Source organism: Halorubrum sp. PV6 (genome assembly GCF_003990725.2).
Lineage (GTDB): Archaea > Halobacteriota > Halobacteria > Halobacteriales > Haloferacaceae > Halorubrum.
Genome location: NZ_CP030064.1, coordinates 472,954 through 488,830, shown reverse-complemented (window position 1 = coordinate 488,830; position 15,877 = coordinate 472,954). Strand labels below are relative to the sequence as shown.

General features: G+C 67.9%; 15 protein-coding genes and 1 tRNA gene. 10 read left to right on the top strand and 6 right to left on the bottom strand.

The features are described 5' to 3' along the window. Positions 1-259 precede the first annotated feature (259 nt). From DOS48_RS16135 to DOS48_RS16110, 6 genes are all read left to right on the top strand, one after another. A complete protein-coding gene (locus DOS48_RS16135) occupies positions 260-856 on the top strand; it encodes a hypothetical protein (protein WP_127116730.1) in 597 nt (198 codons plus the stop codon). Positions 857-962: 106 nt separating this feature from the next. Further along, positions 963-2,585 carry a CARDB domain-containing protein gene (locus DOS48_RS16130; RefSeq protein WP_127116729.1) on the top strand — a complete coding sequence of 541 codons (1,623 nt, stop codon included), beginning with the start codon at positions 963-965 and terminating at the stop codon, positions 2,583-2,585. Positions 2,586-2,634: 49 nt separating this feature from the next. Further along, positions 2,635-3,534, top strand: coding sequence for a hypothetical protein (locus tag DOS48_RS16125; protein ID WP_127116728.1), 900 nt, complete (start codon positions 2,635-2,637; stop codon positions 3,532-3,534). Positions 3,535-3,691: 157 nt separating this feature from the next. Next, complete coding sequence (locus DOS48_RS16120; protein ID WP_127116727.1) at positions 3,692-4,855, top strand: signal peptidase I; 1,164 nt, start codon at positions 3,692-3,694, stop codon at positions 4,853-4,855. 4 nt (positions 4,856-4,859) lie between these two features. Then, a complete protein-coding gene (locus tag DOS48_RS16115) occupies positions 4,860-6,182 on the top strand; it encodes a DUF5305 domain-containing protein (RefSeq protein ID WP_158283831.1) in 1,323 nt (440 codons plus the stop codon). A gap of 143 nt (positions 6,183-6,325) precedes the next feature. Continuing rightward, a tRNA-Gln gene (locus DOS48_RS16110) sits at positions 6,326-6,398 on the top strand. Positions 6,399-6,566: 168 nt separating this feature from the next. On the opposite strand, the gene DOS48_RS16105 is transcribed toward DOS48_RS16110, so the two are convergent. Beyond that, the gene (locus DOS48_RS16105; protein ID WP_127116726.1) at positions 6,567-8,258 is read right to left on the bottom strand and encodes a histidine kinase N-terminal 7TM domain-containing protein; all 1,692 of its coding nucleotides are present in this window, start codon (positions 8,256-8,258) and stop codon (positions 6,567-6,569) included. Positions 8,259-8,463: 205 nt separating this feature from the next. Between DOS48_RS16105 and DOS48_RS16100 the strand changes: the two genes are divergently transcribed. Continuing rightward, positions 8,464-8,934 (top strand): hypothetical protein, encoded by a 471-nt coding sequence (locus tag DOS48_RS16100; RefSeq protein WP_127116725.1) that lies wholly within the window; start codon positions 8,464-8,466, stop codon positions 8,932-8,934. Positions 8,935-9,048: 114 nt separating this feature from the next. Here the strand turns inward: DOS48_RS16100 and DOS48_RS16095 are convergent, their stop codons facing one another. The 4 genes from DOS48_RS16095 to DOS48_RS16080 all read right to left on the bottom strand — a co-directional run bounded on the left by DOS48_RS16095 (position 9,049) and on the right by DOS48_RS16080 (position 11,749). Next, positions 9,049-10,107 carry a hypothetical protein gene (locus DOS48_RS16095; protein ID WP_127116724.1) on the bottom strand — a complete coding sequence of 353 codons (1,059 nt, stop codon included), beginning with the start codon at positions 10,105-10,107 and terminating at the stop codon, positions 9,049-9,051. Continuing rightward, the gene (locus DOS48_RS16090; protein ID WP_127116723.1) at positions 10,104-10,601 is read right to left on the bottom strand and encodes a FlaD/FlaE family flagellar protein; all 498 of its coding nucleotides are present in this window, start codon (positions 10,599-10,601) and stop codon (positions 10,104-10,106) included. Before DOS48_RS16090 ends, DOS48_RS16095 begins: the two co-directional genes overlap by 4 nt. A 107-nt stretch (positions 10,602-10,708) precedes the next feature. Further along, positions 10,709-11,140 (bottom strand): pyridoxamine 5'-phosphate oxidase family protein, encoded by a 432-nt coding sequence (locus DOS48_RS16085; protein WP_127116722.1) that lies wholly within the window; start codon positions 11,138-11,140, stop codon positions 10,709-10,711. Between the two features lie 96 nt (positions 11,141-11,236). Next, positions 11,237-11,749, bottom strand: coding sequence for a zinc ribbon domain-containing protein (locus DOS48_RS16080; protein ID WP_127116721.1), 513 nt, complete (start codon positions 11,747-11,749; stop codon positions 11,237-11,239). Between the two features lie 101 nt (positions 11,750-11,850). Here DOS48_RS16080 and DOS48_RS16075 point away from each other — a divergent pair, with 101 nt between their 5' ends. The 3 genes from DOS48_RS16075 (at position 11,851) to DOS48_RS16065 (ending at position 15,057) form a co-directional block, all read left to right on the top strand. Further along, complete coding sequence (locus DOS48_RS16075; protein WP_127116720.1) at positions 11,851-12,753, top strand: pantoate kinase; 903 nt, start codon at positions 11,851-11,853, stop codon at positions 12,751-12,753. 58 nt (positions 12,754-12,811) lie between these two features. Continuing rightward, positions 12,812-13,576 (top strand): DICT sensory domain-containing protein, encoded by a 765-nt coding sequence (locus DOS48_RS16070; protein WP_127116719.1) that lies wholly within the window; start codon positions 12,812-12,814, stop codon positions 13,574-13,576. Between the two features lie 86 nt (positions 13,577-13,662). Beyond that, a complete protein-coding gene (locus DOS48_RS16065; protein ID WP_127116718.1) occupies positions 13,663-15,057 on the top strand; it encodes a signal recognition particle protein Srp54 in 1,395 nt (464 codons plus the stop codon). A gap of 95 nt (positions 15,058-15,152) precedes the next feature. On the opposite strand, the gene DOS48_RS16060 is transcribed toward DOS48_RS16065, so the two are convergent. Then, on the bottom strand, positions 15,153-15,797 hold the full coding sequence (locus tag DOS48_RS16060; protein WP_127116717.1) for a hypothetical protein: 645 nt from the start codon (positions 15,795-15,797) through the stop codon (positions 15,153-15,155). Positions 15,798-15,877 lie beyond the last annotated feature (80 nt).

The window sequence follows — 15,877 nt, the reverse complement described above, 5'->3', positions numbered from 1 at the left end:
CAGCAACGATTGCCGCTTCAGGGCGGCCCTGAACGCGTCGCGAGCGAGTCTCAGGCCAAGCCTGAAGCGATCAGGTCGGGATTCAGGCGGGGTCAGAATCGGTCGACCGGGTTTTCAGCCCCGCCCGGAAGTGTTTCTGCAAATTCATAACGATATGGGATAGGCCCCATGGATATCGTAGAGCGACCCCGGATGACGCGGGATGTCTCGCGTCGGCGGCCCGCGGGTCGTGTGCGGACAACAACGAGGTTACACAACTATGGCAAACCGACGTAAGTTCCTCGCCGGACTAGGCGCATTGGCTTCAGGTAGTGCAGCTGCGATGGGTACGGGTGCCTTCAGTCAAGCATGGGCTAATCGCGATGTCACTGTCAGTGTTACGGGTGATGCTAATGCCTATCTCGGATTTGAGGTTAAAAAAACAGATTACGCAACGTACGACGGAAATCAATTTGAACTAGATATTGACCAACTAAACGAGAATGCTAATACTCGGTTCTATAACGTTTTCTGGATCCGAAATAATGGAACCAACGACATCTCTGTTGAAGCCCATGAACTTGATGCAGATGGAAACATTAATGGCTGGAACCAAGATGCTCTTGCCCTCTATTGGTCAGAGAATGCGCTTTCAGAGGGCGGTTCCGAGTTCGGATCGGAGGACGGTCTAATGCATAATGATGGTGAATTTGATTCAATTGGAACCCCGAGTCCTACTGAGAATATCCCCCGTCTTTCGCCTGGCGAGGCGATCTCGGTCCACCCTGCGGTTCTCGCTAAAGGGGACACCTCTGATGATGGAGTGGGTCAGATCCCAGACCAGATATCATTCTACGCAACAGTCACAAACCTCTAACCTCGTAATCAATCTAATCTAATCTATTCAAATTTAATATAAATTATATTATTTTTGATTGTTCCGAAATTTAGTATATACCGAGCACAATACAACTAACATATATATGTTTCCACATCGCCGCGCCCTAACCCTCGCCCTCCTCCTCGTAGCGGCGAGTGCGCTGATCCTCACCACGGGCGCGGCGGTCATCGAGGGCCCGGCCGACGCCGTCGATGAAGACCTCGCGGTCCAACCGGCCGACGGCCCGAACGGGAACTACTCCTATTTAACTGACGACGACGAGATCGCGATCGACATCTCGGCGTCGAACCCGAACATCAAGGACCCCTCGTTCGAGGGCGTCAACGTCGGATCGACCGGGCGGATAGACGGCATCTTCCAGATCACCTACACGGGCGACCGGTACGCGGAGGTGTGGATCGGCTACCCGAACGAGTCGGTCACCTTCGTCGCCGACGGCGACTCGGTCGAGGGCAGGGCCAACAACGTCACGCTCGCGCCGAACCAGACGGTCGCGGTCGGGCTCGAATTCGACACGCGCGGCGCGGAGGCCGGGACGCAGTTGGGCGCCGACGAGTTCGCGATCGAGGCCCGGATCGCGGACCCCGAAGGCGCCGATGACGTGCCGACCGCGACGACCAGCAACGCGCAGGCGACGGGCGACGACGGGGCGACGATCACGGTCACGGCGCCGAACGCGACCGCCCGCGAGTTCGACGCGTGGGGCGTCGGGTACGGCGACACGGTGCGGTTCGACGCCGGGGGGATGCACCTCGCCGGCGGGAACGTCACCTTCGACGGGTTCGATCTGGCGGGCGTCCGAACCGACAACGTCGACGTGACCGCGGTCGGGAGCCCGGACCCGACCGGAGACGCAAGCGGGCTGACCGCGCCGACCGACCCCCGGCCGGTCGGGTACCTCTCTCTCGAACACGACTTCGCGCCGGACGCGGTCGACGAGATGACGGTCCGGTTCAGCGCGGACCGCGGCCACCTCGACGCGACCGGGACGGACCCCGCGGACGTGACGCTCTACCGCCGGACCGCCGCCGGCGACTGGGTGGAGGTGCCCGTCTCGGTCGTGGACGAGGAGGTCGCCCGGATACAGGATCTGCCCGAGGACCGCGTCCACTTCCGCGCGACGACGAGCGCGTCCTCGACGTTCGCGGTCGCGGCGCACGAGCCCCGGTTCGACGTGGCGACGACGGACCTCGACCCGCAGGCGATCGACCCCGGCGAGGAGGCGACAGTTCGGGTGACCCTGCGGAACGGCGGGGGCGCGGCGGGCGAGCGGCGGGTGACGCTGACGGCGAACGGCGATCCGGTCGCGAACCGGACGGTCGCGCTCGCGCCGAACGAGACGAAGACGGTGGCGCTCGCCGGGACTTTCCCGGACGCCGGCGAGTACGACCTCGCGGTGGCGGGGGCCGACGCCGGGACGCTGCTCGTCGGCGACCCGACCGGTGAGGGGAGCGAGTCTGACGGCACGGACGCGGGGACCGACACGGGAGCGACAGCTGACGAGAACACGCGGGGGAGAGCGAGCAGCGTCGACGGCGGTGACGAGCCGAGCGCGGGGGCGGGCAACGAACCGGGTGCGGGGCCGGGCGACGCCCAGACCGAGGAGCCGAGCGCAATCGACCTCGTCGAACTCGGGGGGTTGCTCGCGGGGGTGACGCTCTCGCTCGCCGGAGTCGCGCTCGTCCGACGCCTGCGGCGGTCGTGAGCGCGGCTCCGTCGACAGGTCTTACTCGCTGGTCGACGAGGGTCGGAGCGTGACGGCCTCCTCGACCCAACGGAGCGACGAGACCGGTGCGAACCGGAGCGCCGACGGCTCCGGGCTCCGACGCGACCTGGCCGCGGGGATCCGACTCGCCGACGTGCTCGTGCTCGCGGCGGTCCCCGCGCTGCTCGGCGCCGTCTTCACCCTCCCCGAGTCCACGCGTCGGTCGCTCGCGTTCGCGTACACCGACCCGACGCTTCTCACGGCGTTTACCGCCCACTACGTCCACCTCGCTCCGGGCCACCTCGCCGGGAACGTCGCGGGGTACGTGCTCCTCGCCGGGGCCGGGTACGCGCTCGCGGTGGCGGCCGGCTATCGGCGGTTCTTCATGATCGCGCTGGCGACGTTCCTGTTGGCGTTCCCGTTCGTCCTCTCGGCGCTGAACCTCGCCGTCCCGCGGAACGCGATCGGATTCGGCTTCTCCGGGATCAACATGGCGCTTTCGGGGCTGCTCCCCCTGCTGCTCGGCGCGTACGCCCGCGAGCGCATCGTTCCGGGCGCGTCGATCCGCGCGCTACCCGCGGTCTTCTTCGGACTGGTCGGCTGGATCGCGCTGCTCGCCCTCCCGCTCTCCGCGGCCGACCTCGGCGTGGCCGGCATCGCGACGGGGGTCGCGGGCGCGCTCCTCGCGGTGCTGTACGCGTCGAGCGCCGGGATATCGATCCGAGCGAGCGCCGCCGACATCGCCCGCGCGGTCGCGTCGCGCCCCGGCGACGGGGAGCTGTTCGTCGTGGGCGCGATATTGGTCGTCGGCTACCCCGTCGTCGGATTCCCGACGGACCCGGCCGTCGCCGGCGGCGTCGTGAACCTCTACGTCCACTTTTTGGGCTTCTGTCTCGCCTTCATCGGCCCGTTCGCCCTCCTCGCGACCGGGACCTTCGAGGAGGGGTGAGCCGAGAGTCACGGAGCGGTCGGGCCTCGGCCGCGCGGTATCGTCGCAATCTGCTCGGACCCGCGCATTTATTACGTGTCGTTTGCGTTTCATAATCGAAGTCACACGCCGGGGCGCGACGGGCACGCGCGCCCCGAGAGTCGCCCCATCCACGAGTATGTCACCGAAACGCACCCTCACGCTCGCGCTGCAGGTCGCGGCCGTCGTGGTCGTCGTCGCGCTGATCGCCGGGCAGCTGCTCGGACAGCCGGTGCTTCTCAGCTTCGTCGAAACCGGGAGCATGCAGCCGACGCTCGATCCGGGCGACGGGTTCGTCGCGATTCCGACCGCTCTCACGGGCGGGTTAGACGCCGGAGACGTGGTGACGTTCGACGCCCAGGAGATACAGGGCGGCGGGCTGACCACCCACCGAATCGTCGACGAGACGGAGCGCGGGTACATCACGCGAGGGGACAACAACCCCTTTACCGACCAGGACGGCGGCGAGCCGGTCGTCCAGGAGGCCGACGTCGTCGCGAAGGCGCTCACCGTCGGCGGGAGCGTGGTGGTGATCCCCTACCTCGGGACCGTGGCCATGGCGGTCCAGTCCGGGATCGGTTCCGCCCAGACGTGGCTCGCGGTCACGTTCGGCGTCCGGTCGCTGCAGGGGACACAGGGGCTCGCGTACATCCTCTTTGGCCTCTCCGCGGTCGCGTACGCGGTCGACTGGTTCCTGACTCGAAACTCGCGCGGGACTCGCGAGCGCGACCGCTCCCGCGAGGACGGCACCTCCGTGCTCGCCATCGTCGGCGTCCTCGCGCTCGTGTTGATGGCGACGGCGACCGCGGCCATGGTCGTCCCGGCGGGCACACAGGAGTACGGCGTCGTGAGCGCCGAGTTCGAGTCCGACAATCCCACCGTCATCGAGCGCGGGACGAGCCAACAGCTGGAGTACGTCGTCCCCAACGCCGGACTGGTGCCGGTGTACGCCTACGTCACCCCGGCGAGTCCGGGCGTCGAGGTGTCCCCCCAGCGACTCGCGGTCGGGAGTCGGGGCGAGGCGTCGACGACGGTGACGCTCGCCGCGCCCGACGAGACGGGGTACTACCGGCTGTTCGTCGTCGAACACCGGTACCTCGCCGTGCTGCCGCCCGGCGTGATAGACGAGTTGTACGGGCTCCACCCGTGGGCCCCGCTGGTCGCCATCAACGGCCTCCTCGGCGGTGCCATCGCCGGGACCGGGGTGGTGCTCCTCCGCGGGGAGCCGGCCCGGATACGCTCGCGAGAGTCGCGCGCCAAACCGCCGCTGCACCGCCGCATCCTCCGCGAGATATACAAGTGATCACATGAGTCAGCCAGCGTCGTCCGACACTCGGCTCCGCCTTCGGGCGGTACTGAACGCACAGTTCGCCCTGCTTCTCGCGGTCTGTCTGCTCGCCGCGGCGGCCGGGGGCGCGCTCGTCTACACGGTTCACGTGGACCCTGGGACCGAGACGCAGACGCGGACGGTTTCGTCGATGACCGTCGAGACGGAGTACGTCCACTCGGCCGAGGTGACGGAGCCGAACCCGGTGTTCGACATCGGAACGGTGCTCGACGGACGGAACACGTACTTCACGCGGGTCGCGCCCGTCCTCGACGTCGCCGTGGAGACGAGCTACGCGGCCGACGCCGCGAGCGACGTGGCGGTCTCCTACGAGTCGGTACTCGTCGTGCGCAACGTCGACGGCGACGGCGAGACGGTCTACTGGCAGGAGCGTGAACCGCTGACGACCGAGACGGTCTCCGGGGTCGCACCCGGCGAGACGGCGGCCGCCTCGTTCGCGCTCAACAGCTCCGCGATCAGCGCGACGGCGGATCAGATCGAGTCGGATCTCGGGGCCTCCCCCGGCGAGCGCGAGACGTTCGTCACGACGACCGTGACCGTCGACGGCACGATCAACGGCGAGCAGACCTCGTACACGCGGACGGTCGACATGACGCTCACGCACGGCGGCGAGACGTACAGCGTCTCGGAGCCCGGCGTCCAGTCGGACACGGTCGAGCGAACGGAGCCGGTCACGGTCGAGCGGCGCTACGGGCCCCTCCGTTCGCTCGGCGGGCCGCTGCTGTTCCTCGCGGGCGTCGCCGGGGCCGGCGGGCTGTTGTACGCCCGCCGCGAGGTCGGACTCGCGCTCTCTCCGGCCGAGCGGGCGTACCTCGACTACCGGGACGACCGCTCGGAGTTCGCAGAGTGGGTCACCGAGATCCGCCTCCCCGAGTCGGCTCACGACCGCCCCGAGGCCGAGGCGGCGACGCTCAGGGACCTCGTCGACTTCGCCATCGACAACGACACCGGCGTCGTCGAGGACCCGATGACCGGCGCGTACCACGCCGTGACCGACGATTTCGTCTACACCTACGTTCCGCCGACGCCGGCAGCCGGCGGCGACGCGGCGGGGAAAGCGATCGGTGGCGACGGGGTCGCAAGCGCGGGCGGCGGCGAACCCGGAAGCCCAGATCCTCTGGATGGACCGACGCGGATAGACGACGACGTGTCGCTCGACGAGGCGTGGCGGCGGGCCGGTTTCGACCCCGGAACCGTCCCGATAGATCGGCTGCCGAACGGCCCGGCGGCGGCTCCCGTGTCGGCGGCCGAGCGCGACACCGACGACACGGGAGGCGACTGAAGCGAGTGACACTCGGCGCCCGGTTCGGTCGTCCGGAGCGCAGCAGGCGAGCGGTCGATTGGAGCGTGTGGGGGTGGTCGCTCCGCCCGTCGCGGGGTGTGAAAAGTAACCTACTTGAGTGCGGGCGGAAAACCAACGAATGGAGTCCCGTGGTGTAGTGGCCAATCATAATGGCCTTTGGAGCCATTGACGGCGGTTCGAATCCGCCCGGGACTATCCTGCGGCGAGCAACTCCGCGAGCCGCAGGTATCTCCAGCGGTTCGAACCCAGAGGACGAGAGGATTCGAGTCCTCGCGGTTCGAATCCGCCCGGGACTATTCTCCGAACGAAGTGAGGAGCATAGTCGCAACGAGGATTCGAGCCCGGAAGACGAGAACAGTCGCCTCACGGCGTCATCGGCGGAACCGTCACGATCAGGACGTTCCCGTCGTCGTACGCGAAGCGGATGTCCGCGTGCAGTTGTTGGACACACCAGTAGACGATCCAGAGCCCGATCCCCTGACCGTGTTGGAGGGGTGTCTCCTCGCCCGCACGCAGCGTTTGGATCTCTTGGTCCGGGATCGGATCGTTCTGGTCGCGGATCTCGAACCGGGCGGTGTCGTCGGCGCTCGCGGATCGCGTGACCGTGATCGTCACGGTCGGATCGGGCGTCTCGGCGTGGACGACCGCGTTCTGGACGAGGTTGCGCAAGAGCAGCGACAACACCACCTCGTCGGTCCGGAGCCGGAGCGAGGGCGGCGTGACGGTCCAGTCGACGGTCGCGTCGTCGCCGGCCGCGGCGGTCTCGGTGACGACGTCGGCCAACACGTCGGCGACCGAGAGGGCCGCGGGCTGTGTGGTGCGCTGTTGGACCTCCTCGAAGGTCCGCGCCTTCTCGGCGATGGCGTTTAACCGGTCGCTCGCGTCGACGATGGTCTTCGCCTGCGTGACGTGCGTCGGGTCGGTGGCGTTCGATTCGAGCAGTTCCGCGTAGCCGCTTATCACGGTCATCTCGTTGCGGAGGTTGTGTCTGAGGACGCGGTTGAGCACGCCGAGCTGCTGCTCGCGCCGCCGTTGCTCGGTGATATCGTACAACACGAGCATGCTCCCGACCGAGTCGCCGCTCGGATCGGTCAGCGGGGTGTACGAGAGCGCGAACGTCGCGCCCCCGTTCGCCTCCGGCGACAGTTCGCCTCGCTCGCGGAGCGTCTCCAGCGGCGCCCCGAGGACGGCCTCCAGCGAGGCGGGGAACGAGTCCAACGCCGGGGCGGAAAACAGCGCCCTCGCGCGGTCGTTGGCCTGGACGATCTGTCCTTCGGCGTCGAGGACCAAGACGGGGTCGGAAAGCGAGTCCAGCCCGGTGCGTTCCGCGGTCCGCTGTGTCGCCGGGTTCGTCTCGAACATGTGCGTGCCGACGAACGCGTACGCGTCGAGCGCGACGTGGACGAGCATGAACGGCGCCATCAGGTGTAGCTGTGGGACCGGCCCGACGCTGAACAGCCAGAGCGACCCGCCGACGGACGGGGGGACGGTGCTCAGGATGATCGCCGTGGCCTCGCGTCGGTAGAGGGCGCCGTAACTGAGGATGGCGCCGACCAGCAGCAGCGAGCCGACGGCGGCCGTCCCGAGCGAGAACAGGAGCGCGAAGACGCCCCACGGCTGAACCGTGTACGTGACGGTCGCCAGCCCGAACACCGGGTCGATCTGGAAGTCGGTCCACACGAGTCCGTGAACGGCGTTCGTCGCGGTGAGCCCGGCCGACAGGACGGGAACGGCCATGCTGGCCCCGAAAAGCGGCGTCCGAATGAGGTCTCCCCGGCCGGTGTAATCGAGTCCGAAGGCGAGGAAAAACGGCCCCATGAACGTGAGACAGACGAACACGACGGCGGCGAGCGCGGCCCGCACCGTGGGATCGAAGACCAAGAGCGCGAGTCCGTAGGTCAGACAGAACACGGCGACGGAGGCCATGTTCCCCATGAACCAGGCCGCGCCCGGATTCGCCCGCTGTGTGTACAGGTACTGCACCAGCGACAACGCGCCGACGGCGGCGCCGAACGAGGCGACGACGAACCCGACCCCGAGAGCCCCTGGCACCATGGGTGTCTGCTTTGCCGAACGACGATAATAGCGTTGCGGGACGAGTCCGCTCACGCGGGAACGCGATCCGGTCTGTTTGCTGTTGTTCGATGCTGCTCAATGCTGCTTGCTGCTGCTTGCTACTGCTCGGTGTTGTCCGATACTTGTTCGATACGACCCGCGGTGATGTGTGTCATTTTTTACCATGCGGTTCGTGCGGGTGTACATGGAGACAGCTCAGTACCACGATGCGGTCGTCGCGAACCGGCGCAAACACGACTTCGAGGCGGTAGATGTCGAGACGAACGGCTTCGAGGCGGTGTGGGAGGCGTACGACAACGACGCCACGGTGGGCGCGGTCCGAATTTTCGCGACACTCGTCCGCGAGGACGCGGTCAGCGCCCCCGACGACATCGTGTCGACCGCGGACGAGTTCCGAGACCTCCTCATCGCCAACACCGCGGAGGGCGAGCGGACGACGCCGCTCGGCTACGTCGTCTTCGCGGTGCCGAGTCCCGATCCGTCGATCGTCGAGGCGGCGAAGTCGTACACGGTCGCGCAGCGCCGGACGAACGTCTTCCCGCTCGTGTACGACTGCGAGGCGGAGACGCTCCACCGACACGAGGTCCCCCGACTGAAGGGCCGCGGAATCTACAAACGCCAGGCGGCGGACGTCGAGCGCCTCTTCGAGGTTTAAACGGGAAGTCGAGAGTGTATAAAAGGCTCCGAGGATGTTTATAAGCGGGTTCTGAGAGAGTATATAAAAGAACGTTCGTAGACGCCGCACAGATTGGCCGCCCAGACCAGCCGCTCAGATCAGTCGCTCGGCGATCCGACCGGCGCCCTCGGCGGCGGCCGTCGCGGGGTTGTCGGGGGAGACGACCTCCACGTCGCGGTCGAGTTCGGCGGAGAGCCGCTTTTCGAACTCCTCGGTGAGGCCGGGGATACAGGCCATCCCGCCGGTCGCGGCGATGGGGCGACCTAACGCGAGTTGGTACGGCTTCATGTGGTCGTTCGCGAGCTCCGGGAGGAACTCGTTGGCGACGATGTCGACCGCTTCGTCGATGTACCGATCGACCGGCTCCCGAACGCCGCGGTCGACGGTGAACTCGTGGCTCCCGCCGCCGGGCTGTTGGATCACGTCCGTGAACGGCTCGAAGTCGTACACGTCGGCGTGCTCTTCTTTGTACTCGCGGGCGGTCGTCCGGTCGATGTGGACGCGGCCCTGACTCTCCTCTTCGACCGCGGCGACGATCCGCCGGTCGACCTCGTTGCCCGTCACCGAACCGGTCGAGAACGGCGAGAGCTGTTCGCCGCGCCGGTAGGCGCAGGCCTCCAGCGTGGTCGAACCCATGTTGATCGAGACGAACACCTCGTCGATGGCGTCGAGGTCGTCGCCGTACGCGGGGATGGCCCCGCACAGCGACTCGGGGTAGCTCCGGGTCTCGACCTGCCCGATCGACGACCCCTCGATCACCGACTTGAGGTTGTTCACGCCCGTCTCGTTGTCGATGGTCGGCACGGCGTAGACGACGGCGCTGTCTTCGGGCACGTCGTGTGCGTCCACGACGGCCTCGAAGAAGCGCTCCGCGTCGGCGACGCTCTCGTCGTCCTCGGGGAGCCCGGACCGGAGCATGAATCGCACCGTGTCGGGGTACTCGATAGCGGCCTCGTGGCCGAAGAGGACCTTCTCGTCGCCCGTGATGGCGTCCTCGTAGGTCGCCAGACACGTCAGCGTCGAGTGGCGCTCGCGCCCCCCGCGTCCGTCGGGGAGGTCGAACACGGTCCGCGTGCTGCCGAGTTTGACGCCGACCGCGTCGGGGCCGTCTGTACTGTTGATGTCCGTGGATTCGTCGTCGTCCTCGCTCATGATGTACTCGCACACGAAGCGATCCGGACGATGGAGACGAGACTGATCCGATGGTCAGCAGGAGTAAAGGGCCGGTCGTAACGGGGGGCGTCGAACCCCTCCAGCCGGCGCCGGAGGGCGGCGACGGTCCCGTCGTCGATCCAGCCGAGTTCGGCGTAGTACGCCAGCGCGTCGCGGCTCCGCACGTGGCCGCCGACGTCGACGAGGTAGCCGAGCCACTCGCCGAGTTCGTGTTCCGCGTCCGTCGAGGCCGGGATGCCCGTCAGGTACGGTCGGCTGCCGGCGTCGGATCGGGTCCCGTCGCCGGACAGCCGCTGCCCGCGTTGACGCTGGAGCAGTTCGGTGAACGCGGCCGAGCGCGCCGCCTGTTCGGCTCGGTTCCGGTTCGGCTGACGAAGCGGCCGCTCCCGAGGCCCCTCGTCGGCACCGTCTCGCGGCGCGTCCGCGATCCGGCGCAGCTCCCGTACGTCGTATTGCCGTGGATTCAGACTCATATTCCGTCCGTCGTTCGCGTCCGTACGGGACACCTCGCAGGCCAGATATATGATAGTTGCTGCGTGGTTCTCACGGCTGAGAACCGCCGGATCGGCGGCCCGCGAGCCTACTCTATCGTCTCCCGGCCGACGACGGCCTCCATCTGCAGTTCGTACAGCGTGAACCCAACGTTCTCGATCGCCTCGTCGAACAGCCGAAACGCGGGGAACCACTCGTTGATCCGCTCCTCGTCTGCGTCGCCCTGCCACTCGCGGAGCGGGCCGCGGATCTGGACGCTCCACGACCCCGAGTCGGTGGCCCCGTAGCACACGAACGTGGCGGTCTCGGTCGCCTCGATGAACCCGCGCTTCTCGCTGTGGCCGTCGTGGTCGCTCACGCGGAGGAGGAAGGCGTCGCCGTCGTAGTGGTAGCTCAGCGGGACCGCGTAAGCGTCGTCGCCGTCCGCGAGTCCGAGGACGCCGTGATCGCCCGACCGCAGGCGCTCCTCGACGGCTTCCTGGGACAGTCCACCGGTGTATACGTACGCTGCGTGTTCCATGGCCGACCAGACGCGGCGCGGGCACAAATAGACACCCCGGTCAGCGGCGGGAGAGGAGGTGTTCGATCCGAGCGTGACGACGACGGCGAAAAGCGATTATTCGGCGTCGTTCCACGGGAGCGGCTCGGTACACCAGTGACAGAAGTCGAGTTCGGCGTCGGTCTCCTTCCCGCAGTTCGGGCACTCGACTCGCATGGGGTCGCCGTCCTCGCCGACCGTCTCGGCGACGGGGGCGCCGGCGGCGGCCCCGTCGTCGTCCGCGCTCGCGGCGCGGCGCCGGACCGCCTCGGCCGTGGCGTCGACGCGTTCGCGCGCGACCGCGTCCGCTCGTCCGACGATGTACGCGTCGATGGAGGAGAGGACGGTGATAAGCGCGATCGGGACGGTCACTTCGCTCGGGAAGGCGGCGGCGGCCTCCGCGGCCTCGACCGGCGTCGCGAGGCCCGAAGACGTCTCGACGTCGTAGAGGGTGAGAAGCGCCACGCCGCCGCCGACGATGGTGAGATGCCACAGCAGCGCCCGGCCCCATCGCCGCAGGATTAGGTGTCCGAGCCCTGGGAACACCAGCGCCAGCACGGCAGCGAGGACGGGACGCAACTGGTCTCGCATACGCCTCGAATTCGAGTGGGGGCTATTTACCGCCTGCGGTGTCGACGGCCGCGCCGCGGCGGATAACAACCGTTAATCGCCGCCCGGTCGTCCGGTCCGGCATGAGCAGGCAGCGGGCGACCGCGTTCGTCCCCGGACACGTCACCGCCTTCTTCAGCGCGCACCCGGCGGACCGGCCCGCGGCCGCCGGGTCGCGGGGCGCCGGCATCGCCCTCACCGACGGGGTGACGGTTCGGGTGACGACCGCAGCCGACGCCGACCGCGCCGACGCCGCCGGCTCCCGGACGATCGACGGGGAGTCGGGAACGATCGGAGCCGTCGAGGACGTGCTCGCGGCGTTAGACAGCGGCGGCGTCGACGTCGCTATCGACACCGAGATACCGATCGGCGCCGGCTTCGGCGTCTCCGGCGCCGCGGCGCTCGGCGCGGCCCTCGCGACCAACGACGCCCGCGGCCTGGGGCGGTCGGAGAACGAACTGATACGGATCGCTCACGAGGCGGAGGTGGGCCGCGGCACCGGCCTCGGCGACGTCGTCGCGCAGGCGCGCGGGGGGGTCCCGATTCGGGTGGCGCCCGGCGCACCCGGCATCGGCGACCTCGACGGGGTGCCCGGAACCGCCCGCGTCGAGTACGTCACCTTCGGCGAGCTGTCGACCGAGGCGGTCCTCGGCGGCGACACGGCTCCCCTCTCGGCCGCCGGGGCGACCGCGCTCGACCGGCTTCGCGCCGACCCCCGGCTCCCGACGCTGCTGGCGGCGGCACGCGAGTTCGCTGGCGAGGCGGAGCTGCTCGTCCCGGAGGTCGCGGAAGCGATCGCGGCGGTTGACGCGGCGCGGGACGAGTCCAGCGACGCCGTCAGCGACGCCGGCGCCGCCATGGCGATGCTCGGCCGCACCGTCTTCGCGCTCGGCACCGGGCTCTCCGACGCGGGCTACGATCCCGAAGTCTGCCGGATCGACGCCGCCGGCGGGCGGATCGTCGACCGGCAAGCGCGCCCCGAGTAGCCGGCGCCGGCGAGCGGCAACGAGAAACCGTTTTGTCTCAGTACGTCGTATTTTTGCCATGAACACCTCGCTCCGATCGTTTTTCGACGACCTCGCGTCACCGAGACGGAGCCTCGTCGTGTTGAACCGATCGTCGCCGGACCCCGTGCGAGGCCTGATCGATTCGCTGCTCGACGGACAGCCGGTCGAGGTGAGCGAGGTCGAGTCCGAAGCCGAGGGCGACGACGTCGTCGCGCTGGTCGAAGACGGCGAGGTGATAGCCCGGTCCGAGATGGACGAACTGCTCGAATCGGTGCTGCTCATCAACTCGGACCTGTACAAGAGCGGCGCGATAGGGCTCGACGACGTCGTCCTCCCGGACGTGTTGTACGGGCTCGAAGAGGTGCCGTTTCGGGTCCGCGGGTACCCGGCCTCGAACAAGGAGAAGGTCCTGTTGATCGTCATCTCGCGGGTGATAGAGCGGATCGCCGCCGAACACGGCGAGGGGACGCTCCGGGCGTCGTTCCAGCGGCTCTCGCGGATCAACGACGAGCGGGGGACGAACGAGGTGTACGAACGGGTCGCCGCCACCGGCGTCGACACCCACGTCTACGGCGTCGGCGACGCCGACGAGCTCGGGACGCTGCCCGTGACGGTTCACACCGGCACCTCCTACCCGTACCGGCGGTCGTGGTTCGTCGTGTTCGCGCCGCCGGACGGGGCCGACGGCGACCACGTCGCGCTGCTGGCGCTCGAAGACGAACCGAACGTGTGGGACGGGTTCTGGACGTTCAGCCCGGACCTCGTCACCCGACTCGAAACGTACATCGCAACGGCGGTCTGAGGCGGGGGAGCCGCCGGCGAAGCCCGCGCCGCCCTCGCGCCGCCGACGAACAAAGTTTTACCGCGTCGACCGCCTATCTCCGGCAAATGGTACTCGACGACCTCGGTACGTCTCTCCGGAGCAGCCTCGACAAGCTCCAGGGGAAGTCTCGACTCTCCGAGAGCGACGTCGAGGAGATCGTCAAAGAGATCCAGCGGTCGCTTCTCTCTGCCGACGTCGATGTCTCCCTCGTCATGTCGCTGTCGGACTCGATCAAGACCCGCGCGCTCGAAGAGGAGCCGCCGGGCGGGACGACCGCGAAAGACCACGTCCTCAAGATCGTCTACGAGGAGATGGTCGAGCTGGTCGGCGACTCCACCGAGTTGCCCCTCGAAAACCAGACGATCCTCCTGGCCGGCCTGCAGGGGTCCGGGAAGACCACCTCCGCGGCCAAGATGGCGTGGTGGTTCTCGAAGAAGGGGCTCCGGCCCGCCGTGATCCAGACCGACACCTTCCGGCCGGGGGCGTACGACCAGGCCAAACAGATGTGCGAGCGCGCGGAGGTCGACTTCTACGGGAACCCCGACAACGAGGATCCGGTCGACATCGCGCGGACGGGCTTAAAAGAGACCGAGGACGCCGACGTGCACATCGTGGACACGGCGGGGCGACACGCGCTCGAAGACGACCTCATCGCGGAGATCGAAGAGATCGAGTCGGCGGTCGACCCCGACCGCTCGCTCCTAGTGCTCGACGCCGCGATCGGCCAGGGCGCCAAAGATCAGGCCCGCCAGTTCGAGAAGTCGATCGGCATCGAGGGCGTGATGATCACGAAACTCGACGGGACCGCGAAAGGTGGGGGCGCGCTGACGGCCGTCAACGAGACCGACTCCTCCATCGCCTTCCTCGGGACCGGCGAGACGGTCCAGGACATCGAGCGCTTCGAGCCGTCCGGGTTCATCTCCCGGCTGCTCGGCATGGGGGATTTAAAACAGCTCTCCGAGCGCGTCGAGCGCGCGATGCAGGAGACCCAGGCGGAGGACGAAGACTGGGACCCCGAGGATATGCTGCAGGGCGAGTTCACCCTGAAGGACATGAAAAAGCAGATGGACGCGATGAACAAGATGGGTCCCTTAGACCAGGTGATGGACATGATCCCCGGCCTCGGCGGCGGGATGATGGACCAGCTCCCGGACGACGCGATGGACGTGACCCAAGACCGGATGCGACGGTTCGAGCGCATCATGGACTCGATGACCGAGGAGGAGCTGATGAACCCCCGCGTGGTCGGGCAGTCGCGCACGGAGCGGATCGCCCGCGGCTCCGGCACCGACGCGGAGACGGTCCGGCAGCTGCTCGAACAGCACTCCATGATGGAACAGACGATCAGTCAGTTCCAGGGGATGGGCGAGGGCGACATGCAGCGCATGATGAAGAAGATGGGCGGCGGCGAGGGCGGCGGCCTCGGCGACATGATGGGCGGCGGCAAGGGGCCTTTTTAAGCGGATAACCGAGAGCCGCGTTTTTCCGTCGCCGGTCGAGTTACTGTCGTGAACGCGAGCGTCGACGCGATGCCGTCGACGCTGCAGCCGCTCGCTTATAAGTTCGTGTCCGTCTCCATATCCTCGGTCGCCGCTTCGAGCCCGTCGTTTCGGGCGGTCTCCGCGTGTGAGCCCTCGATGTCCGCGTCGGTGAGGAGGTCGCGGAAGCCGTCGCGGAAGCGGTCGTTGGCTCGGATCGACGTCAGATCGACGCGCGCGATCCGAGCGTACTTCGCGACGGTGTCGGGGTCCGCGCCGAGCGCGTCGGCGCACTCGACGATGGAGCGTCCCGCCGCGGTCAGTCGCTTTATCTCGGCGTACTCGAAGGGGGCGTCGCCGGTGTCGCGGTCGCGGTCGCAGACGAGGTGGAGGGACAGGCGGGCGTCGCGGACGGTCGCCGCGTCGACAGTGGTGGAGGGTGCGTCAGCCTCCTCTGACTCGTTGACGGCGGCCGCGATCGCCTCGTCGTCGTCCGCCTCGAAGCGCCCGCGGGCGATCCGCGCGTAGGTCGCGTCGTCGAGGTCGGCCGAGAAGTCGTACCGCTCGCGCATCGCGGCGACGAGGTCGCGAACCTGCGCGTCGACCGCCGCCTCGTCGCGGTCGGTGAGCGAACCGCGCGACGCCGCCTGTCGCTCGGTGACGGTCTCGGCGCCGGTGGTCTCGACGAAGAGATCGCGGAGTTCGGAGGTCTTCTCGTCCATGGCAGGGAAGATAGGCGCGCCGACAGATAAGCCTCGCGTCCCGTCGGGGGCGTTTCCGGCGGTCTCGCCGCCGGTCGCCG